Genomic DNA, 20,313 nt, shown 5'->3' on the forward strand with positions numbered 1-20,313 from the left:
CCGACGCGGGTCGCCTGCTCGGCGATCGCCTCCTGGGCCTGCTTCTTGGTGCCGACGAACATGACGACACCGCCCTTGGCGACGGTCTCCTTGACGAACGCGTAGGAGCGGTCGATGTAGGCGAGCGACTGCTTCAGGTCGATGATGTAGATGCCGAAGCGCTCGGTCATGAAGAAGCGCTACATCTTGGGGTTCCAGCGACGGGTCTGGTGACCGAAGTGGACGCCGCTCTCGAGCAGCTGGCGCATGGTGACGACTGCCATGGGTTCTCCTGTTTTCGCGGAGACGCTCACCGATGTGCCAGACCTTGCGACAGGCCGGGCCGGGAGCGTTGCTCCTGTTGTCTTCAGTTCATGCACGCGACGGGTGTCGGGTGCCCTGACGCTCACACGCCGATCCGATCCGCACCGGTGGAGCTGGTGGGAACTGAGGACCGACGCCCACGGGCGGTCCGGAACCAGGGATGCATTCCGACGCGGTCTGCGAGCGTGCGAAGTCAGTCCGGGAGGACTGCTCCACACATCGTAGGCCACCGACCCGGTGGGAGCGAATCGCTGGGCACCGGGCGCTGAGCGTGCGCTGAGCGCGGCCGAGCGTGGAATCCGGAGCCACTGGGCGTCCCCAGCCACGGGTCGACGCCGACCCTCCACAGGCCCGGCCGTGCGGCGTCGCGGACCCGGGCGGACCCGAGCAGGATCTCCGGATGCGAGCTGTCGTCCGAGCTGTCGTCGGTGTCCTCCTCCTGCCCCTGGTGCTGGGCATCCTCCTGGTCGCCCCCGTCCCCGTCGCGGCAGGTCCCGACGGGCCGGACGGCGTGTGGCCGCTCGAGCCCGAGCCCGACGTCGTACGCCCCTTCGAGCCCCCACCCAGCCCCTTCGCCTCCGGCCACCGCGGGGTCGACCTGGCCGGGACGCCGGGGCAGGCGGTGCGGGCGGCGTTGCCCGGCACCATCGGATTCGCCGGCTCGATCGGCGGCAAGCCGGTGGTCACCGTGCTGCACGGAGGACGGCGTACGACCTATGAGCCGGTCGTGGCCTCGGTAGAACCGGGCCAGGTGGTGGCCGCGGACGACGTGATCGGGCGTCTCACGGTCACCGACAGCCACTGCTTTCCCGCGGCGTGCCTGCACTGGGGACTGATCAGCGGCGAGGACTACCTCGACCCGGTCTCCCTCATCGGCGCAGGACCGGTCCGCCTGCTGCCGTTGTGGCGCGAGGAGCCACCCGCCGTGCGTCTCGCCTGGACTCCCCCACTGGAACGCTGGCGGCCGCCCGACGTCGGGCCGTGAACGGGGTCCCCCTGCCGGGCGCCCCGTCAGGCCCTTGGGTGGGCCTGCTGGTAGGCCCGACGCAGCCGGTCGGTGGTGACGTGGGTGTAGAGTTGCGTCGTGGCGAGTGAGGCGTGGCCGAGCAACTCCTGCACCGAACGGAGGTCGGCACCTCCCTCGAGCAGGTGGGTGGCAGCCGTGTGGCGCAGCCCGTGCGGACCGATGTCCGGCGCGCCCGGCACGTCGGCGACACGACGGTGCACCAGGTCACGGACCGCCCGCTGGTCGATCCGTCGCCCACGCACCCCGAGGAAGAGCGCGGCGCCCGACCCCTCGACCCGCAGCGACGGGCGCCCGGACCGGAGCCAGCGCTCGACCGCCCGCCCGGCCGGGGTGCCGTAGGGAACGGCACGCTCCTTGCGGCCCTTGCCGAACACCCGCACCACCCGGTGCTCGGCGTCGACGTCGTCGAGGTCGAGGCCGACGAGCTCGCCCACACGGATGCCGGTCGCGTAGAGCAGCTCCAGCATCGCCACGTCGCGGACGCCGACAGGCGTGCCGTCGTCGGCGAGATCCGCGGCGGCTCGGATCAGCGCCTCCGCCTCGTCGGCGCGGAGCACGGGCGGCAGCGTCTTGTGCTTCTTGGGGGAGCCGAGTGCCGCACCCGGGTCGATCGGCAGGCGGTCGGTGCGGTGCAGCCACGCGGTGAACACCCGCGCCGCCGTGGCGCGGCGGGCGATCGTGGTGCGGCTGCGCCCGGTCGTCTGCATCTTGGCCAGCCAGCTGCGGAGCGTGCGGAGGTCGAGCTCGGCGACGTCGTCGAGCCCGAGGCGGACGCAGTGGTCGAGCAGGCCGGCGATGTCGCCGAGGTAGGCGCGGACCGTGTGCGGGGCGAGGTCGCGCTCCGAGACGAGGTGGCGCTCATAGTCACCCAGCAGGCGCACCATGGGCTCGGGCAGGCCCTCCTCGACGCGTCCGGGCTCGACTCCTCCGGGCTCGCCACCCCCGGCCCCGCTGCCGCTCCCGTCGCTCACCCCGCGATCGTAGGCGCGCGGGCGGGCGTCATCGCGCACCTGCGAGTCGCCAGCCGTCCACCTCCTCCCGGACGAAGCCGGCCCTCTCGAGCCGACGCAGCGCGGGGACGGCGTCGCGGATGTGGAGCTGGCCCAGCCGGGCGATCGAGACAGCCCCCGCCGGCTGGCTCACCGGCACCCACTCGAGGAGGCGTTGGTCGGCCGGGCTCAGCGCGTCGCGCGGTCGCTCCTCGCCCCGGGGCTCCTCGACGAGGTGGTCCCCCGCTGCTCCGACGAGCTCCAGGACCTCGGAGCCGTGCGTCACGAGCGTGGAGCTGCCTCGGCGGAACCAGTGGTGGACGCCCTGCGAGGTGTAGCTGGTGACCGGGCCCGGGACGCACATCACGGTGCGGCTCAGCTGCTCGGCCCAGCCGACGGTGTTGAGGGCTCCGCTGCGCAGCGCGGCCTCGACCAGCACGGTGCCGCGGGTGAGCGCGGCGATGAGCCGGTTGCGCGCGAGGAAGCGGATCCGGAGGGGCGCCGACCCCGGCGGCTGCTCGGAGACCACGGCGAACTCGGCGGCGAGGTGGGCCAGGAGTCGCCGATTCTGCTCGGGGTAGACCCGGTCGACACCGCAGGCGAGCACCGCGACCGTGGCTCCGCCTGCGACGAGGGTCGCGTCGTGGGCGACGAAGTCGATGCCCTTGGCGCCGCCGGAGACCACCGGCACGCCGGACAGCGCCAGGCACTCCGAGATGGCCCGGGTCATCTCGACGCCGTAGGTCGAGGCGGACCGGGAGCCGACCACCGCGACCGACCCGGCGAGCTCGGTGAGGGGCATCGGTCCCTTCACCCAGATCCCGGGCGGGGTGCCGCCGAGTCCCTGGACCTCGGCGCCGTGGTCGAGGTCGTCGAGCCCGGCTGGCCACTCCGGGTCACCGGGGACGAGGAAGCGGATGCCGCACCGGCTCGCCTGGTCGAGCTGTCGGAGCGGATCGATGACCCGCAGGCGCTCGGACAGGCCGCTGCCCGGTCTGGGCACGAGCTGGGCCTCCAACGCACCCTGTGCCCCCTCCTGGCGGACCAGCGTCGAGGTGGTGAGGTCACCGGGCTCCACGCCACAGCTGAGCACGACCCGGGCGAGGCGCTCGTGCTCCGACGGCGCGCTCACGAGGCGGCCGCCGCGGTCGTGTCCGCCGGGAGGCTCCGCGTGGCGTCGCTGCAGCGCAGGGTCAGGGCGAGGTCGGCCTCGCGCTCACCCGGACGCGCCACCCCGGAGGAGTCGGCGACGGTCCACGCCAGTCGCTGCACGCGGGTGAGGCCACGCCGGGAGAGCCTGCCGGCGGCCAGCTCGGCGTCGACCATGCGCTGGCCCTCCGGGGCCAGCGGCCACCGCTCGGCGAGGACGGCTCCGGGCACCGATGCGTTGAGCTGCCAGGGGCAGTCGCGGTAGCGCTGGGCCTGGCGCAGGCGCGCGTCCTCGACCCGGGCGCGCACGTCGGCGGACGACTCGCTCGGTGGGCCGAAGCCTCGTCCCCGCCGCGGGCCCTGCGGCCGGACCTCCATCCAGATGTCGACCCGGTCGACGATCGGTCCGCTGAGCTTGCGCCGGTAGTGGGCGCGCTGGACCTCGCTGCACTCGCAGTCGCCGCCCGAGAGTCCGTGGAACTTCCCGCACTGGCACGGGTTGGCGGCCAGCACGACCAGGGAGCGGGCCGGGTAGGTGGCCGACTCCTCGCCGCGCGCGATGGTGACCTCGCCCGACTCCAGCGGCTGCCGCATCGCCTCGATGACGTCGGCCCGGAAGTGCGGGAACTCGTCGAGGAACAGGACGCCGTGGTGGGCCAGGCTCACCTGTCCGGGCCGCACCCGGCCGGTGCCGCCACCGAGCACGCTCGCGGCGCTGGCGCTGTGGTGGGGCGCGAACCACGGTGGCCGACGCAGGAGCGCCGCGCCGGACGGGAGGGTCCCGGCCACCGAGTGCAGCGCCGTCACCTCGAGGGACTGCTCGACCGTGAGGTCGGGCAGGATCGACGGGATCCGCTCCGCGATCGAGGTCTTGCCGGTGCCGCGGGGGCCGATGAGCATCAGCGGATGACCGCCCGCGGCGGCGATCTCCACGGCGTAGCGGACGTCCTCCAGGCCGTCGAGGTCACGCAGGTCGACACCGTCGAGCCGGTCCTCGCCGCGCCAGGTCGCCAGCGGGCTGGCGGACGGCCCGACCACGGGCGGCGCCTCGGGCACCTCCACCCCGCGGAGCACGGCAGAGACCTGGGCGAGCGAACGCACGCCGAACACGGTCATGCCCGGCACCAGTCCGGCCTCGGCCGCCTGCGGCTCTGGCACGAAGACCCGGTCGATGCCGTGGGCGGCGGCCGCGATCACCATCGGCAGCACGCCCGGGACCGGTCGCAGCCCGCCGGACACGGACAGCTCACCGATGAAGGCCCAGCCGTCGAGGAGGTCGGCCGTCAGCTCCTGGTGGGCCTTGTCGGCGGCCAGGACGGCGATCGCGATGGCCAGGTCGTAGTGGGTGCCGGCCTTGGGCAGGTCGGCGGGCGAGAGCAGGATCGTCACCCGCTTGCTCGCCGGCCACGGGCCGCAGTCGTTGTTGATCGCCATCCGCACCCGGTCGCGCGCCTCCGACAGGCTCTTGTCGCCCCGGCCGACCAGTGTCGTCGCCGGCACTCCGGGCGAGGCGTCCACCTGGACGTCGATGACGTGCCCGTCCGCTCCCCGCAGCGCCAGGGTGCGCGCCGTCGCGAAGGCCATCAGCCGATCCCCGTCACGTGCTCGATCTCGACGGGGCGCCCCGGCGGCACCAGCACGCCGACCACGTCGACGCGCAGGTCGGAGGGATGACAGTCGTGCTCGCGCAGCCAGCGGTAGGCCAAGCGGGTGAGCCGGTCGGCCTTCGCCTGGTTGACGGCCTCGAGGGGAGAGCCGTAGTCGAGGGAGGTGCGGGTCTTCACCTCGCAAATGACCAGCACCTGTCCGTCACGCAGCACCAGGTCGATCTCGCCCATCTCGCAGCGCCAGTTGCGGTCGAGGAGGACCATCCCCTGCCGGGTCAGGTGCCGGGCCGCGATCGACTCGCCGCGCTGGCCCAGCAGGCGCCTGCGCTCGGCGGCGGGGTCGGGGGTGAAGGGTGACGCAGCAGCGGATCGAGCCATCGTGGGTGCCTTCCGGTCGTGCAGGATCGGGAAGCACCAGCAGACCGCGCGGCACCGACGCACCGGTGGCGAACGGGCGCGAGGCTGTGGACAGGTCGCGGATCGACCGTCCTGTGGACGCCCAGTGGCCCGCGAACGGCTCAGTCCTTGAGGGGGTCGATCTCCTGGGAGGCGAGCTCCTCCACGTTGACGTCCTTGAAGGTCAGCACCTTGACGTTCTTGGCGAAGCGCGCCGGGCGGTACATGTCCCACACCCAGGCGTCGGTCATCGAGACCTCGAAGAACACGTCGCCGCTCTCCGAGCGGGCCTTCACATCGACCTGGTTGCAGAGGTAGAAGCGGCGGTCGGTCTCGACGACGTACTTGAAGATGCCGACCACGTCGCGGTACTCGCGATCGATGTTGAGCTCCATCTCGGTCTCGTACTTCTCGAGATCCTCGGCGCTCATGCGTCCTCCTCCGTCGTGCCCGGCTGCTCGGGCCTGACACTAGTGGCCGGATCCAGCTCGGGCTCCGGCATCGGCTCGAGACCCGCCGCGCGTCGTACGTTGACGAAGCGCATCCGGTGCACCGGCGACGGGCCGTGCCGGGCGAGGGCTGCGTCGTGCTCGGAGGTGCAGTAGCCCTTGTGCGTGGCGAAGTCGTACGCCGGGTACGACCCGTGGAGGTCGACCATCATCCGGTCGCGCGTCACCTTGGCGATGACGGAGGCGGCGGCGATGCAGGCGGCGACCCGGTCGCCCTTCCACACCGCGAGGCCCGGGACGCCGAGGCCGTCGACGGGAAAGCCGTCCGTCAGGACGTACGACGGCCGGGTCCCCAGGCGCGCGACCGCCCGACGGAGCGCCTCGACGTTGGCGACGTGCATGCCCAGTCGGTCGCACTCCTCGGGCTCGACCACCACCACGGACCAGGCCACGGCTCGGCGGACGACCTGGGCGTAGACCCGCTCGCGCGCCGCCTCGGTCAGCAGCTTGCTGTCGGCGAGCCCGGGCACGATGCCGGCCTTGCCGGGAGGCAGGACGACGGCGCCCGCCACGAGGGGCCCCGCACATGCGCCGCGGCCGGCCTCGTCGACCCCGGCGATCGGCTCCAGGCCGGCCCGGCGCAGGGCCCGCTCGTAGCCGTAGAGCCCCGCGTCGCGGCGTACGGTCACGCCGCCCGGCAGGGGCTGGGGCGGCCCGCTCACGACGTCGGGTCCGGCACGTCCTCGAACGTGGCCGGACGGGTGTTCCAGCGGAAGCGGTCGGCCGGCCACAGGAGCACGAAGACCTTGCCGACGACCAGGTCGACGGGGACGAACTCGTCCCCCGGGACGCACTCGGTCTCGTCGTCCTTGCACATGTGGAACGAGGAGTCGGCCGACTGCGAGCGGTTGTCGCCCATCACGAAGATGTGGCCCTCGGGGATCGGGCCGACCGTCCAGTCCGTGCGGCACTGGTTGACCATCGGCCCGTTGCAGGAGGCGCCGCTGCGCTTGACGTAGGCGTCCTCCTCGAGCGGCACGCCGTTGACGACCAGGCGGCCCTGGTCGTCACAGCACTCGATCGTGTCGCCGGCGACGCCGATGACCCGCTTCACCAGGTGGCCACCGGTCGGGTAGAGGCCGATCTTGGCCATGGCCTGGGCGATCGGGTTCGTCGGTCCGGCGGCGTCCAGCGCGCCGAGCCAGCCGCCCGGGTCCTTGAAGACGACCACGTCACCGCGCTCGGGCTCGCCGTCGCCCCAGTAGGACACCTTCTGGATCAGGATCCGGTCGTTGAGGATGAGGCCCGGCTCCATCGACTCCGACGGGATGTAGAAGGCCTGCACGAAGAAGGTCTTGATGACGACGGCGAGCACCAGCGCGACGGCCAGCAGCAGGATCGTCTCCTGCCACAGCGGGAGCTGCTTGCGCTTGCTCCTGCGCGTGCGGCCGCTCACGCCCTCGTCCCCCGAACGCGACGACCGCGGTCCCTCGTCCATGGAGGTGGACGCAGAACCGCGGTCATCAGAAGTCACGCGCAGAGACTAACGAGTCCCTGGTCGGAGGCACGCCTCGCGGCGCGCCGTCGGGGCTCACGCCTCGCGGCGCTCCTTGATCTTCGCCTTCTTGCCGCGCAGGTTGCGCAGGTAGTAGAGCTTGGCGCGACGCACGTCGCCGCGGGTCACGACCTCGATCTCCTCGAAGATCGGGGAGTGCATCGGGAAGGTGCGCTCGACGCCGACACCGAACGAGATCTTGCGGACCGTGAACGTGCGGCCGACGCCCGAGCCGTGGATGCGGATGACGACGCCCTGGAACACCTGGACGCGCGAGCGGCTGCCCTCGACGACCTTGACGTGGACCTTGACGGTGTCACCGGCGCGGAAGGCCGGGATGTCGTCGCGCTTGAGCGCGTTGCCGAGATCGGCGATGACGTTGGTCATGACTGCTCCTCGCGAGTGCCACAGGTCAATCGCGGATCATTGGTGGTGACGGATTCGGCTGGTGCTCGAGCTGGCCGGCCGGCGCGCCCCCTGTGGCAGGTGCGGTGCGGCGGGACCCCGGGGCGTGCTTCCGGGCGACCCTGGCCTCGAGCGGACCAAGGGTGAAGTCTGCCAGAGCGGGACGGTCACCGTGAAATCCGCTTGGTGAGCACGACGGCCCCCGGCGGAGCCACGCGGTCCGACCGCAGCCGGAATCCCGCCTTCTTGTACATCCGCAGGTTGTCGCTCGACCCCGCCCCGGTGAACAGGACGTACGTCGTCACCCCCGCGGGCGCGAGGCCCTCGATCAGCTCGAGCAGCGCACGGCCGAGCCCCCGGCCCTGGAGGTCGGGCGCGACCATGATCCGGCCGATGTCCCACTCGCCGTGCCCGTCGACGCGCCCCCGCACGGCACCGACGAGGCGCCCGGAGGACGGCTCGCGGACGACCATCACGGTCCACTCCCCCAGCCCGCGGCGTACGTCGTCGAGCGACTCGCGCAGCGCCGGGATCTCCACGCCGGGGTTGACCTCCATCTCCTGGAGCCAGCAGGCGCGCTGGAGGGTGTAGACCTCACCGGCGTCGGCCGGGACGGCGGGGCGTACGTCGAGGCCGGCGAGGCCGGCGACCGTCCCGGTCCGCGGGAGCAGGTCGGGCCGGCGCTCGGCAGTGCGCCGCTCGGCCTGCTCGCGTCGCCAGGCCGCGATCCGGCCGTGGTCGCCGGAGAGCAGCACCTCGGGGACGTCGCGGCCCTGCCAGGACGCAGGCTTGGTGTAGACCGGATATTCGAGGAGGCCGTCGGCGTGCGACTCCTCGACCAGCGACTCGGCGTTGCCCATGAACCCCGGCAGCAGGCGGACGACGGCCTCGGTGATGGCGAGCGCGGCGACCTCGCCGCCGTTGAGGACGTAGTCGCCCAGGGACAGCTCGCGCACCGTGCCGATCGTGGCGGCGTGCTCCATGACCCGCTGGTCGATGCCCTCGTAGCGGCCGCACGCGAAGACGAGGTGCTCGTGGGCGCTGAGCTCGTGGGCGACCTGCTGGGTGAACGGCTCTCCGCTCGGGGTCGTGAAGACGATGGTCGCGCCGTGCGCGAGGTCGTCGAGCGCGTGGCCCCACGGCTCGGGCTTCATGACCATCCCGGCGCCGCCGCCGTACGGCGTGTCGTCGACGGTGTGGTGACGGTCGGTCGTCCAGTCGCGCAGGTCGTGCACGGCGAGGTCGAGCAGGCCCTTGTCGCGTGCCTTGCCGGGCAGGCTCAGCGCCAGGGGGGCGAGGTAGTCGGGGAAGATCGTGACGACGTCGATCCTCACGACTCGTCCCCGGTCGCGTCCTCGGGGAACGGGGTGACCAGGCCTGGCCGGTCGGCGACCACGACGCGACCGGCGGCCAGGTCGACCTCCGGGACGAGCGCGGACACGAACGGCACGAGGGTGTCGCGCCCGTCGGGGGTGCGCACGGTCAGCAGGTCCTGGGCGGAGCCGTGGACGACGGCCTTCACCTCGCCCAGGGGCGTGCCGTCCACGTCGACGACCGCAAGCCCGATGAGCTGGTGGTCGTAGTACTCCTCCGGGTCCTCGGGCACCTCGTCGTGGCCGATCGTGGCGAACAGGACGGTGCCCCGGACCGCCTCGGCGGCGTTGCGGTCGGCGAGCTCCTCGAAGCTGACCAGGAGCGTGCTCTGGTGCCACCGCGCCCGGGCCACGGTGAGGGAGGCGGGGCGGCGGTCGGCGCCGGCGGGCGCCTCGGCGCGCATCGTCGTACCGGGGGCGAAGCGCCGGTCGGGCTCGTCGGTGCGTACGTCGAGGGTGACCTCGCCGCGGATGCCGTGGGGCTTGCCGATGCGGCCGACCACGACCTCGATGCTGCCCTGTTGCTGATCGCTCACGCGGTCAGCGTAGAGGGGCTGGAGATGCGCGACGGGCGCCACCCCGGCAGGGGTGACGCCCGTCGATCAGGCTGTGGTGCCGTTCAGCGGCGACGGTCGGTGTCGACGAAGTCGACCCGGGCACCGCCACGGCCCGCGAGGGCCGAGACGACGGTGCGGAACGCCGTCGCGGTGCGGCCGTTGCGGCCGATCACCTTGCCGAGGTCGTCGGGGTGCACCCGGACCTCGAGGATCGAGCCACGACGCAGCTGCTTGTCGCGGACCACGACGTCGTCGGGGTGGTCGACGACGCCACGCACGAGGTGCTCGAGAGCCTCGGCCAGCACGTCGCTCACGCCTCGCTCTTGCCGGCGTCCTCGGCGGTCACCGTCTCGGTGGCCTCCGCGGCCTCGGCAGCACCCTCAGGAGTCTCCGAAGCCGGAACCTCGGCGGGGGTCTCGGCAGGCGCCTCGGCGGCGGGCTCCTCGACCTTCTCGGCCTTCTCGGACTTCTTCTTGGAGGTCACCGCGGCGCCCTTGGGCTCCGAGGCGGCCTCCTTGAGGGCCTCGTTGAAGATGTCGATCTTGGCGCGCTTGGGCTCCTTGACCTTGAGGGTGCCCTCGGCGCCCGGCAGGCCCTTGAACTTCTGCCAGTCACCGGTGACCTTGAGGATGGCCTCGACGGCCTCGGAGGGCTGGGCGCCGACGCCGAGCCAGTACTGCGCCCGGTCGGAGGTCACCTCGATGAAGGAGGGCTCCTCCTTCGGGTGGTACTTGCCGATCTCCTCGAGCACCCGGCCGTCGCGCTTCTTGCGCGAGTCGACGACGACGATGCGGTACTGCGGCACCCGGATCTTGCCCAGGCGCTTCAAACGAATCTTGACGGCCACGTTTGTGGTGTCTCCTCAGAAATTGTCGTGGGTGAGCGACCCTCGCCAGGTGGGGCACCGGGTCTGGTCGCTCGATGGGCGCTGCGTGCTCGGATGAGAGGGTCCGGGCGCGCAGGACACGTGGGGAGAGTCTGCCAGACGTACGCCGTGGGCCACCAATCCGGTGCACCTGCGAGCCGCACGAGGGCCCTCAGGCGGCGTCGAGCCCGAGGAAGGAGCGCACGGGCGCGGCACCGGTGACCTCGACCGCGACGTCGCCACGGACGAAGTCGTCGGGGGTGAGGACGAGGCCCTGGTTGAGCGCGAGCTCACCCTCGCGACGCTTGATCCGGCTGATCCCGGTCGGCTGGTAGCCGACCTTGCGCGAGACGGCGAGGGAGGCGGGGTTGTCGAGGAACGCCGCCGAGGTGATCTCCTCGAACCCGAGGTGGTCGAACAGCAGGGCGCACATCGCCCGGCGCATCGCCGTACCGATCCCCCGTCCCTGGAACTCGCGTCCGAGCCACGAGCCGGTCTCGCCGGTGCGGGTCACCGGGAAGTGCTTCGCCGCGACTCCCTGGCAACCGATCACCCGCCCGTCGAGGAGCACGGCGAGGTCGAGGCAGAAGTCCTCGGGCGAGAACGTCGAGCGCTTGCCCCAGTGGTAGGCGGCGGTGTTGCGCGAGAGCTGGCCGGCCGGGGCATCCTCATCGCTGCGGGGCCGGGCCACAAACCGGTTCCGCGCAACCAGAGCACCGTCGGCGGCGTCCCCAGAGCATGACCACCGCGCACGTCGAGCCTCTGGAGCTGCCGACCCGCCTCACCGCTCCCCCGCGCCTGACCCAGCGCCACCCGTGGCTGCTGCCCGCGGCGATGGCCGTGCACCGCGCCCGACGGCGTACGCAGTGGGTGCGGGACGCGTGGTCGGGCCGGGTCGTGTGGGCGGCACGCCACGACGACGTCGACCTGCCGGTGCGGCTCAAGCAGCACGGCTCGTTGCTGCTGCGCGAGCTCGACCCCGACCGGATGCACCTCCAGCACAACAAGGTCACCAACCTGCGCCTGGCCGCCTCGCGGATGGACGGCCTGGTGATCGCACCGGGCGAGACGATGTCGTTCAACCGGGTCGTGGGCAACTGCACCCGGCGCAAGGGATACGTCGACGGGATGAAGCTCGCCAACGGCGCGGCCGGGTCAGGGGTCGGTGGCGGCATCTGCCAGCTGGCCAACCTGGTCCACTGGATGGTGCTGCACTCCCCGCTGACGGTCGTGGAGCGCTCGGAGCACTCCTTCGACCCGTTCCCGGACCGGGGGCGCGTGCAGCCGTGGGGCGTCGGCTGCTCGATCGTCTACAACTACGTCGACCTGGTCGTGCGCAACGACACCGAGCACGCCTTCCAGCTCCGCTCCTGGGTCGGCGACCGCTACCTGCATGGCCAGCTGCGCACCGACGTGCCGCCCGCACACTCCTTCAGGGTCGAGGCGCGCGAGGAGCAGTTCCTGCGCCGCGAGGGCCAGGTCTACCGGCGCAACCAGATCTGGCGACGGGTCATCGACCGTCACACTGGCGACCAGGTCGGCGAGGAGCTGGTCAGGTCCAACTGCGCGCTGGTCGTCTACGAGCCCGATCCGGGCGTGGACGTCATCGACGTCGGCTGACGCCCCGGAGCACGGTGCAGGTCGGCTCCCGCAGGACGGACAGGTCCGCCACGGGATCTCGGGGATAGACGACGAAGTCGGCCGACGCGCCCTCGACGAGGCCGTCCACGCCGAGCCACTCGCGTGCCCGCCAGCTCGCGGCGCCCAGTGCGTCGTGGGCCGGGATGCCGATGCGCACCAGCGCCTCGATCTCCCCCGCGATGTTGCCGTGGCGGCTGATGCCGCCACCGTCGGAACCGGCGTAGATCGGCACCCCGGCCTCGTAGGCGGCCATGATCGTGGCAGGCATCCGGGCGTAGAGGTCGGTCATGGTCGCGGCGTAGCCGGGGAACTTCTCCGCCCCCGCCGCCGCGTGCTGGGGGAACTTGTCGAGCTGCATGACCGTCGGCACGAGACGGGTGCCGTGCTCGACCATGGCGTCGATCAGGTCCTCGGTGAGACCGGTGCCGTGCTCGATGCAGTCGATGCCGGCCTCGATCAGGCCGGGCAGCACCCCGTGGCCGAAGCAGTGGGCGGTGACCTTGGCCCCGTGGGCGTGGGCGGCCTCGATCGCGTCGGCGAACGCCTGCGCCGGGAACGAGGGCGTCAGGTCCCCCTCCTCGCGGGAGATCCAGTCGCCGACCAGCTTGATCCACCCGTCGCCGTTGCGCGCCTCCTGGGCGGCGTACGTCGCCAGCTGGTCGGGCTCGACCTCGTGCGCGTAGCCGCGGATGTAGCGCCTCGTCGCCGCGATGTGGCGCCCGCAGCGGATCAGCCGCGGCAGGTCGTCGCGGTCGTGCACCCAGCGGGTGTCGGCGGCCGATCCGGCGTCGCGGATGAGCAGCGCTCCCCCGTCGCGGTCGTCGAGCGCCTGCTGCTCGGTCGCGGCCTCGTCCACGGGGCCGAAGTCGTCGAGCCCGAGGTGGCAGTGGGCGTCCACCAGGCCGGGCACGATCCACCCCTCGGCGACCGTGTCGGCCCCCGCCTGCGGCTCGTAGGTGATCCGGCCGTCCACGACGTAGAGGTCGCGGACCTCCCCGTCCGGCAGGACCGGGCCACGGAAGCGCTGGGCAGTCGCGTGAGGCATGGGCCGACCCTAGCGAGCGCCCGTACCGCGCGGGAGGCACCCGCCGGGAGTGCCCGTGGCCCGACCCCGAAAGGCCGCGCCACGGGTCCGGGGGGTCAGCGACGCGTGCGCTTGCCGAAGCCGTAGGGGAACAGCGGGTCGTAGTCGGCGTCGCCGACGTTGATCGGCTCCTGCGCGACGCTGCGGGGCCAGCTCACGGGCAGCTTGCCGAGGTAGGGCTTGCGGCCGAAGAGCACGTCGGTGACGCCCTCCCCCTGGCTGCCCGGCAGCCACGCTGCCTGCAGCGCGTCGATCGAGTCGAGCAGCGACGGGTCGATCACGATCGGGCGTCCGGACAGGAGCACCACCACGCACGTCTCGACCTTCGAGCAGACCGAGCGCACCAGTCCCTGGTCGGACGGGGACAGCTCCATCGTCTGGGCGGGACGCGGTACGCCGTTGTCGCCCGGGTCGTAGGCCCACTGCGGGCCGCCGACGTCACCGAAGCCCTCGGCGTACGGCGTCTCACCGACGACGACCACCGCAGAGGCACCCTTCGGCACCGGCGCCGAGCCGTCGGCGCTCCAGGTCACCCGGGTCGCCTCGCCGCGCACGCCGTCCAGGATCGTGTTGCCGGGGATCTCGTTGGTGGAGCCGCCCTGCCACGTGACGGTCCAGCCACCGGCCTGGTCGCCGATGCTGTCGGCCTTGGCGCCGGCGACGTAGACGGGCTGCTTGCGGGCCAGCGGCACCGCGTGACGCTCGTTCTTGAGCAGCACCTGCGACTTCGCGACCGCCTCGCGTGCCACCTTGCGGTGCTTCGTGCTGCCGATGTCGGACACGTGCGTGCGGTCGGTGAACGGGTGCTCGAAGAGCCCCAGCTCGAACTTCTTCGTCAGGATCCGCGACACCGCGTCGTCGATCCGCGAGACCGGCACCTCGCCGCTGTCGACGAGGTCGGTCAGGGTCGGGATGAACTCGTCCCAGCCCGACGGGTTGTTGGGCGCCTGGATCGGCTCCATGAACATGTCGACGCCGGCGAGGACGGAGGCCTCGACCTGGTCGCGATAGGTGCCGGGCAGCTGTCGGATCGCGCGCCAGTCGGAGATGACGATGCCGTCGAAGCGCATCTCGCCCTTGAGCGTGTCGGTGAGCAGCTCGCGGTTGGCGTGCATCTTGACGGGGTTGCCGAGCCCGTCCTCGGTCCAGTCGACGCTGGAGAACGACGGCATCACCGACCCGACGTCGTACTTCCGGATCGCCGGCCAGTACGGCGCAAGGGCCAGCTCGTCGAAGGTCGTCCGGTCGACCTCGGTGACTCCCTGGTCGATCGGGTACGCGCCCGTGCCGACGACCGACTCGTCGTAGGACGTGAGGCCGTCGCCGGCGAAGTGCTTGGCCGTGGCCAGGACGTGGTCGTTGTCGTCGAGCTGGCCACGGCGCCCCTGGAGGCCGCGGATGGCCGTGGTCATCGACGTCACCAGGTCGGGAGACTCACCGAACGACTCGTAGGTCCGCCCCCACCGGTCGTCACGAGCGACGCACAGGCACGGCGCGAACGCCCACTGGGGGCCTGAGGCGCGAGTCTCCTCCGCGGTGATCTCGGCGATCCGCTCGACGAGTCGCGGGTCGCGGGTCGCTCCGAGGCCGATGTTGTGGGGGAAGACCGTGGCGCCCACGAGGTTGCTGTGCCCGTGCACGGAGTCCACGCCGTAGATCAGCGGGATGCCCAGGCGGGTCTCCAGTGCGGCCTGCTGGTAGCGATCGACCATGTCCGCCCACGCCGTCGCCGTGTTGGGCTGGGGAGTGGAGCCACCGCCCGAGAGCAGGCTGCCCAGCCCGTAGGTCGTGATGAGGGACGTGTCGGCGTCCACGTCGAGTCGTTCGGCCTGCGCCATCTGGCCGATCTTCTCGGCCAGGGTCATCCGGGCGAGCAGGTCCTCGACCCGCTTGCGCGTGGACAGGCGCGCGTCGCGGTAGGGCAGTGCATCGGTGGACCGCGTCGCCGTCGGGGCCTGCCCGCCGGCCTCGGACGGAGCGGTGACGGCGGCCAGCAGGCCGGCGGTCAGTGCCGCAGCGGCGAACGCGCCGACGGCGCCGCGCGCGCGGATGGACAGATGTGGTCGTTGCATGGTGGTGCTCCCTTGCCCGAGTCGAAGGCGCCGAGTGACGCCCGTCACATCGAACGTAGGAAGCAGCTATCGTGCGCGTCAATGACGAAAGGTCTCCGCGATCGCGATCTTTCCTCCGCTTCCCGCAGAAAAGAGTCCCCCGTGCCGACTCCGTCTCCCACTCGTGCCCGCGGAGGCTCGTTGGAGGACCTGCGTCGCGCCAACCGGCGGCTCGTCGTCGCCCACCTCGTCGCTGACGGGCCGCAGAGCCGGGCCCAGCTGTCGCGGTCGAGCGGCCTGTCCGCCACCACGGTGTCCAGCCTGGTCAACGAGATGCTCGAGGGCGGACAGGTCCGCGAGACCGCGCAGGGCCGGCCGCACAAGGGCGGCTCCGGGAGGCCGCCGGTGCTGGTCGAGCTGGCCACACCCCCCGGCGGCGTCGTCGGCGTCGACATCGGTCACGGGCACGTCCGGGTCGCCGCGGCGGGGCCCACCGGCGAGGTCCTCGCAGAGCGCGTACGCCGCCTCGACGTCGACATGGCGGGCCTGTCCACGCTGGACGTCGCTGCGACCATGATCCGCACGGCGCTGGCGGACGCGGGTCTCGCCGCGTCCGGGCTGCACGGCGCCGGGATGTGCGTGCCCGCCCCGATCGACCGCGAGACCGGCACGGTCAGCACCGGGATCCTGCCGGGCTGGCGCGGGCTCGACCCCGCGCGCGAGCTCGAGGAACGCATCCAGGCGCCGGTGATCGTCGACAACGACGCCAACCTCGGCGCGCTGGCCGAGGTGCGGCACGGTGCGGCACGAGGCCACCACGACGTGGTCTACGTGAAGCTCGCCAGCGGGGTCGGGTCCGGGCTCATCCTCGGCGGGCGCGTGCACCGCGGCGCGACCGGGATGGCCGGTGAGCTGGGCCACGTGCAGATCGGCGAGGACGGCGACGTGTGCCGCTGCGGCAACCGCGGGTGCCTCGAGACCCGGGTCTCCGCCCGCCGCCTGCTGGCGTCGCTGCAGCCTGCCCATGACGAGGAGCTGACCCTCCCCCTCGTGCTGGAGCTCGACGAGGCCCGCGACGCGGGTGTGCGCCGCGTGCTCTCCGACGCGGGCACCACGATCGGGCGGGCCCTGGCTGACCTCTGCAACCACCTCAACCCCTCGATCATCGTCATCGGCGGGCCGCTGGGGGGCGCCGCGTCGGTCGTCGACGCCGTACGCCACGCGGTCGACCGCTATGCCCAGCCCGCCACGGCCGAGGCGGTCGAGGTGACCTCGGGAGAGCTCGGCGAGCGCGCCGAGATCATGGGGGCGGTGACGATGGCCGTCGCGATGGCGACGGCCGGGGACTGACCCGGGTCCGGAGCCGGGCTCAGAGCCGGTCCAGCAGCCAGGACGGGCTGACCACCTGCGCCGGCGAGACGTTGGCGGCCAGGGCGCGGTCGGCGGTGACGACCACGACCCGGCTGCCGGACTCGGCGGCACGCCGGGCCTGCTCGCGGATCTCCGCGTCGCCGTCGCGCGCGGCGTGGACCGTCGTCACGTGCGCGTCGCGCCCGGCCCGGACACCGGCCTTGGCCTGGCCCTCCAGCACGAGCACGATGACGTCGTACGCCGTGTCGGCGACGAGGAGGCGCTCGTGCAGGCGGCGCGCGGCACCCGCGCGGTCCTTCCACCAGCCGTCCGGCACGGAGCCGACGACGTTGGCGCCGTCGACGACGAGGACCGAGCCCACGTCAGTCCTTCAGGACGAACTCGTCGCCCCGGGTCACCGGCACGACCGAGCCGTCGGCATGGATGCCGTCCATCTGCACCTCGGGGCTGCCGATGACGATGTCGACATGGGTGTTGGCCTGGGTGACGCCGGAGTCGAACGGCTCGGTCATGCGTCCACCCAACCAGCTGAGCCCTATTTGAGGAACTGCGAGAAGTCCTTGGGGAGGTTGAGCTGCTCGGCGGCCTTCTCGTAGTCGACCTCGGCGCCGTCGGGGTTGCCGAACGGGTTGGCGGCCTTCTCGGAGGCGGCGGCGCCGGCCTTCTGCTGGGCGGCCTTGGCCGGGTTGCCGGACACCCGCTTCTTGCCCTTCTTGCCCTTGGCCTGGGGCTGCTGCCGGGCACCGGCACGCTTGCCGCCGCCGAGGCCGGGCATCCCGGGCATGCCCGGCATCCCGCCGCCGCGCGCCATCTGCTCCATCATCTTGCGCGCCTCGAAGAAGCGGTCGACGAGCTGGTTGACGTCGGAGACCTGCCGGCCCGAGCCCTTGGCGATGCGGGCGCGGCGGGAGCCGTCGATGATCTTCGGGTTGTCACGCTCGGCCGGCGTCATCGACTGGATGATCGCCTGGATGCGGTCGATCTCGCGCTCGTCGAAGTTCTCCAGCTGGTCGCGGAACTGACCCATGCCGGGGAGCATCCCCATGATCTTGGTCATCGAGCCGAGCTTGCGGATCTGCATCATCTGCTGGAGGAAGTCCTCCAGGGTGAAGCCGCCCTTGGTGGCGAGCTTCTCGGCCGCCTTCATCGACTGCTCGGAGTCGAAGGCCTTCTCGGCCTGCTCGATCAGGGTGAGCATGTCGCCCATGTCGAGGATGCGGGAGGCCATCCGGTCGGGGTGGAAGGTGTCGAAGTCGGTCATCTTCTCGCCGCTGGAGGCGAACATGACCGGCTTGCCGGTGATCGAGCGGATCGACAGCGCCGCACCACCGCGGGCGTCGCCGTCGAGCTTGGTGAGCACCACGCCGTCGTAGCCCACGCCGTCGAGGAAGGCCTGCGCGGTCGTGACCGCGTCCTGGCCGATCATCGCGTCGACGACGAAGAGCACCTCGTCGGGCCGGACCGCGTCGCGGATGTCGGCGGCCTGCTGCATCAGCGTCTCGTCGACGCCGAGACGACCCGCGGTGTCGATGATGACGACGTCGTGGAGCTTGCGCTTCGCCTCCTCGATCGAGGCACGCGCGACGTCGACCGGGTCGCCGGTGCCGTTGCCGGGCTCGGGGGCGAAGACCGGCACGCCGACACGCTCGCCGTTGACCTGGAGCTGCTGGACGGCGTTGGGCCGCTGCAGGTCCGCGGCCACGAGCATCGGGGTCTTGTCCTGGTCCTTGAGCCACAGCGCGAGCTTGGCCGCGAGCGTCGTCTTGCCCGCACCCTGGAGGCCCGCGAGCATGATCACGGTGGGGCCCGACTTGGCGTAGCGCAGCCGACGGGTCTCGCCGCCGAGGATCGTCACGAGCTCGTCGTGGACGATCTTGATGATCTGCTGGCCGGGGTTGAGGGCGCCGCTGACCTCCTCGGAGCGCGCCCGCTCCTTGACCGCGCCCACGAACTCCTTGACGACCGGCAGCGCCACGTCGGCCTCGAGCAGCGCGATGCGGATCTCGCGCGCGGTGGCGTCGATGTCGGCCTCGGAGAGCCGACCCTTGCCCCGCAGGTTCTTGAAGGTGTCGGCAAGGCGGTCGGAGAGTGTGGCGAACACGGTTGGGTCAGTCCCTCGCATCGGTGGCTGAAGTCAGGAGTCGTACGACGGTCAAGCCTAGCCGCCGGACCCGGTCCGCCCCGCCTCGACGGCCGCGGCCCGTGGTCGGCGGGCGTCAGCCGCCGAGCGCGGTGCGCACGGCGTGGGCAGCGGCCGCGGCACGCTCCTCGGTGGGGCGCACGCCGCCGACCTCCTGGACGTAGAACACGTCCACCGCCTGCGGGCCGAGCGTCGACACGTGCGCGGAGGCCACGGTCAGGCCGAGCCCCGCGAGCGTGGTGAGGACGCGGTGGACCACGCCCAGCCGGTCGGAGGTGCGGATCTCCAGCACGAGCGAGGCCCGCGACGCGTCGGGACGCACCTCGACGATCGGTGGCAGCTCGTCGACGGCGAGCGGGGACAGGTCGGGGAAGCGCTGGCTGCCCTCGACCACGCGCCGGATCCGCTCACGGACGACGGTGGCGTCGAGGTAGGCGTCGGGCACCTCCCACGCACTGACGGCCCACTCCCCCTCGGCGTCGACCTGCGCCCACGCCCGGGCGGCGTGCACCGGCACCCGCAGCGCCGCCAGACCCCCGGCGACGTCGGCGAGCAGCCCGACCCGGTCGGCCGCGATCACGGTGACGGTCGCGCCGACGTCGTGGGGCGTGATCTCGACGGAGACCGCGCCGGGGTCACGGCGTACGACGTCGGGCACGGGCAGCGACCCGACCGGGACCACGTGGGAGATCTCGGCGCCGAGCGCCGTGCCGGCCCGCGAGACCAGCCGGTCGATGAGCGAGGCCCGCCACGCGGTCCAGGCCGCGGAGGACGTGGCCCGGGCGTCGGCCTCGGTGAGCGCACGGAGCAGCTCGAGGCTGGCGCCGTCGGGGACGTGGGTGAGCAGCTCGGCGGTGGTCGCCGGGTCGTCGGGGTCGCGGGTGGTGGCGAGGGTGGCGAGGAGCAGGTGCCAGCGGACCAGGGACGCGACGACCTCGGCGTCGAGGTCGGTGAAGCCCATCCGCGCCACCACCTTGCGCGCCAGCGGCTCGCCTGCGACGGAGTGGTCGTGCAGCGAGCCCTTGCCGATGTCGTGGAGCAGCGCGGCGACCAGCAGCAGGTCGGGACGGCGTACGCCGCGGATGAGGGTGCCGGCCTCCGCGCAGGTCTCGACCACGTGCCGGTCCACCGTGAAGCGGTGGATCGCCGAGGCGTGCGGCAGCAGCCGGATCTGCTCCCACTCGGGCAGGAACGTCGCGATCCCGCCGATCTCGTCAAGGGTGTCCCAGACCGGGAGCAGGCCGGGACCGCTGGCCAGCAGCCGGACGAGGGCGTCGCGCGCGGGCGCCGACCACGGCACCGGGAGCTCCGCCCCCTCGCGGACCAGGCGGGCGGCCGTCGCGGGCGCCAG

Annotated in this window: 22 protein-coding genes and 1 pseudogene; 3 read left to right on the forward strand and 20 right to left on the reverse strand. The window is 72.4% G+C overall.

What is annotated here, in order from left to right:
• Nucleotides 1-263, reverse strand: a pseudogene (rpsB, locus tag JWN97_RS01565) (30S ribosomal protein S2); the annotation flags it as partial.
• Between the two features lie 440 nt (nt 264-703).
• Here rpsB and JWN97_RS01570 point away from each other — a divergent pair.
• Complete coding sequence (locus JWN97_RS01570; RefSeq protein WP_297617135.1) at nt 704-1,288, forward strand: M23 family metallopeptidase; 585 nt, start codon at nt 704-706, stop codon at nt 1,286-1,288.
• 26 nt (nt 1,289-1,314) lie between these two features.
• Here JWN97_RS01570 and JWN97_RS01575 read toward each other — a convergent pair whose 3' ends face one another.
• The 13 genes from JWN97_RS01575 to JWN97_RS01635 all read right to left on the reverse strand — a co-directional run bounded on the left by JWN97_RS01575 (nt 1,315) and on the right by JWN97_RS01635 (nt 11,366).
• Entirely contained in the window at nt 1,315-2,214 is a 900-nt protein-coding gene (locus JWN97_RS01575) for a tyrosine recombinase XerC (RefSeq protein ID WP_297617191.1), read from the reverse strand.
• A 115-nt stretch (nt 2,215-2,329) separates the two neighbouring features.
• Nucleotides 2,330-3,451, reverse strand: a complete 1,122-nt coding sequence (gene dprA / locus JWN97_RS01580; protein ID WP_297617138.1) for a DNA-processing protein DprA — start codon at nt 3,449-3,451, stop codon at nt 2,330-2,332.
• On the reverse strand, nt 3,448-5,052 hold the full coding sequence (locus JWN97_RS01585) for a YifB family Mg chelatase-like AAA ATPase (RefSeq protein ID WP_297617141.1): 1,605 nt from the start codon (nt 5,050-5,052) through the stop codon (nt 3,448-3,450). The genes dprA and JWN97_RS01585 overlap by 4 nt, the downstream gene beginning before the upstream one ends.
• Complete coding sequence (locus JWN97_RS01590) at nt 5,052-5,453, reverse strand: YraN family protein (RefSeq protein WP_297617144.1); 402 nt, start codon at nt 5,451-5,453, stop codon at nt 5,052-5,054. The genes JWN97_RS01585 and JWN97_RS01590 overlap by 1 nt, the downstream gene beginning before the upstream one ends.
• A gap of 140 nt (nt 5,454-5,593) precedes the next feature.
• Entirely contained in the window at nt 5,594-5,902 is a 309-nt protein-coding gene (locus JWN97_RS01595; RefSeq protein WP_297617146.1) for a DUF2469 domain-containing protein, read from the reverse strand.
• Nucleotides 5,899-6,609 carry a ribonuclease HII gene (locus JWN97_RS01600; protein ID WP_297617193.1) on the reverse strand — a complete coding sequence of 237 codons (711 nt, stop codon included), beginning with the start codon at nt 6,607-6,609 and terminating at the stop codon, nt 5,899-5,901. Before JWN97_RS01600 ends, JWN97_RS01595 begins: the two co-directional genes overlap by 4 nt.
• Nucleotides 6,610-6,638: 29 nt before the next feature.
• Nucleotides 6,639-7,454, reverse strand: a complete 816-nt coding sequence (gene lepB, locus JWN97_RS01605; RefSeq protein ID WP_297617149.1) for a signal peptidase I — start codon at nt 7,452-7,454, stop codon at nt 6,639-6,641.
• Between the two features lie 57 nt (nt 7,455-7,511).
• Nucleotides 7,512-7,862, reverse strand: coding sequence for a 50S ribosomal protein L19 (rplS, locus tag JWN97_RS01610; RefSeq protein WP_297617152.1), 351 nt, complete (start codon nt 7,860-7,862; stop codon nt 7,512-7,514).
• 185 nt (nt 7,863-8,047) lie between these two features.
• The gene (trmD, locus tag JWN97_RS01615) at nt 8,048-9,214 is read right to left on the reverse strand and encodes a tRNA (guanosine(37)-N1)-methyltransferase TrmD (protein ID WP_297617156.1); all 1,167 of its coding nucleotides are present in this window, start codon (nt 9,212-9,214) and stop codon (nt 8,048-8,050) included.
• A complete protein-coding gene (gene rimM / locus JWN97_RS01620; protein ID WP_297617160.1) occupies nt 9,211-9,789 on the reverse strand; it encodes a ribosome maturation factor RimM in 579 nt (192 codons plus the stop codon). Before rimM ends, trmD begins: the two co-directional genes overlap by 4 nt.
• A gap of 83 nt (nt 9,790-9,872) precedes the next feature.
• Nucleotides 9,873-10,115, reverse strand: a complete 243-nt coding sequence (locus JWN97_RS01625; RefSeq protein ID WP_129426172.1) for an RNA-binding protein — start codon at nt 10,113-10,115, stop codon at nt 9,873-9,875.
• A gap of 5 nt (nt 10,116-10,120) precedes the next feature.
• Entirely contained in the window at nt 10,121-10,657 is a 537-nt protein-coding gene (rpsP, locus tag JWN97_RS01630; protein WP_297617162.1) for a 30S ribosomal protein S16, read from the reverse strand.
• A 190-nt stretch (nt 10,658-10,847) separates the two neighbouring features.
• Nucleotides 10,848-11,366, reverse strand: a complete 519-nt coding sequence (locus JWN97_RS01635; protein WP_297617164.1) for a GNAT family protein — start codon at nt 11,364-11,366, stop codon at nt 10,848-10,850.
• Between the two features lie 47 nt (nt 11,367-11,413).
• On the opposite strand from JWN97_RS01635, the gene JWN97_RS01640 reads away from it, so the two are divergent.
• Entirely contained in the window at nt 11,414-12,295 is an 882-nt protein-coding gene (locus JWN97_RS01640; protein ID WP_297617167.1) for a VanW family protein, read from the forward strand.
• On the opposite strand, the gene JWN97_RS01645 is transcribed toward JWN97_RS01640, so the two are convergent.
• Together JWN97_RS01645 and JWN97_RS01650 are read right to left on the reverse strand one after the other, a co-directional pair.
• Nucleotides 12,279-13,361, reverse strand: a complete 1,083-nt coding sequence (locus JWN97_RS01645) for an amidohydrolase family protein (protein WP_297617170.1) — start codon at nt 13,359-13,361, stop codon at nt 12,279-12,281. The two genes, JWN97_RS01640 and JWN97_RS01645, sit on opposite strands and share 17 nt — an antisense overlap.
• Nucleotides 13,362-13,456: 95 nt before the next feature.
• On the reverse strand, nt 13,457-15,472 hold the full coding sequence (locus tag JWN97_RS01650; protein WP_297617174.1) for a glycoside hydrolase family 3 protein: 2,016 nt from the start codon (nt 15,470-15,472) through the stop codon (nt 13,457-13,459).
• 141 nt (nt 15,473-15,613) lie between these two features.
• Between JWN97_RS01650 and JWN97_RS01655 the strand changes: the two genes are divergently transcribed.
• Complete coding sequence (locus JWN97_RS01655) at nt 15,614-16,801, forward strand: ROK family protein (RefSeq protein ID WP_297617177.1); 1,188 nt, start codon at nt 15,614-15,616, stop codon at nt 16,799-16,801.
• A gap of 19 nt (nt 16,802-16,820) precedes the next feature.
• On the opposite strand, the gene JWN97_RS01660 is transcribed toward JWN97_RS01655, so the two are convergent.
• From JWN97_RS01660 to JWN97_RS01675, 4 genes are all read right to left on the reverse strand, one after another.
• A complete protein-coding gene (locus JWN97_RS01660; protein ID WP_297617180.1) occupies nt 16,821-17,183 on the reverse strand; it encodes a hypothetical protein in 363 nt (120 codons plus the stop codon).
• Between the two features lies 1 nt (nt 17,184).
• On the reverse strand, nt 17,185-17,334 hold the full coding sequence (locus JWN97_RS01665; RefSeq protein WP_297617183.1) for an aminopeptidase: 150 nt from the start codon (nt 17,332-17,334) through the stop codon (nt 17,185-17,187).
• 23 nt (nt 17,335-17,357) lie between these two features.
• Entirely contained in the window at nt 17,358-18,923 is a 1,566-nt protein-coding gene (ffh, locus tag JWN97_RS01670) for a signal recognition particle protein (protein ID WP_297617186.1), read from the reverse strand.
• 115 nt (nt 18,924-19,038) lie between these two features.
• A partial coding sequence (locus tag JWN97_RS01675; RefSeq protein ID WP_297617188.1) for an HD domain-containing protein occupies nt 19,039-20,313 on the reverse strand: 1,275 nt, incomplete at its 5' end.

It is taken from the genome of Nocardioides sp. (assembly GCF_025965415.1).
Taxonomy (GTDB): domain Bacteria; phylum Actinomycetota; class Actinomycetes; order Propionibacteriales; family Nocardioidaceae; genus Nocardioides.